This window comes from Cupriavidus sp. SIMBA_020 (assembly GCF_046535395.1).
In the GTDB taxonomy this organism is placed as follows: domain Bacteria; phylum Pseudomonadota; class Gammaproteobacteria; order Burkholderiales; family Burkholderiaceae; genus Cupriavidus; species Cupriavidus campinensis.
In genome coordinates, this window is record NZ_JAWRWU010000246.1 from 1 (window position 1) to 325 (window position 325).

Annotated in this window: 1 rRNA gene; it reads right to left on the bottom strand. The window is 47.7% G+C overall.

Annotated features, from left to right (window positions below):
- Positions 1–153, bottom strand: a 23S ribosomal RNA gene (locus SB751_RS29035); the annotation flags it as partial.
- Positions 154–325: the final 172 nt, after the last annotated feature.

Genomic DNA, 325 nt, shown 5'->3' on the forward strand with positions numbered 1-325 from the left:
GTCAGGGATACTCCTTACGGAGTGGGTTTCCCCATTCGGATATCTGCGGATCAAAGCTTGTTTGCCAGCTCCCCGCAGCTTTTCGCAGGCTACTACGTCCTTCATCGCCTGTGATCGCCAAGGCATCCACCATATGCACTTAGTCGCTTGATCCTATAACGCTGTAGGCTATAGGACCTGAGTATTAGCGTTTGTGCCGTTCATAAGTTTCAAAGCAGTCTGAGGTTATTCACCCCAGTCTTGAGAACTTGGAACAAAATTAATGCAATCACAACCCGTACCCATCTTCATCAGCAAGCTGATTACTCGATGAGCACATTTCGTT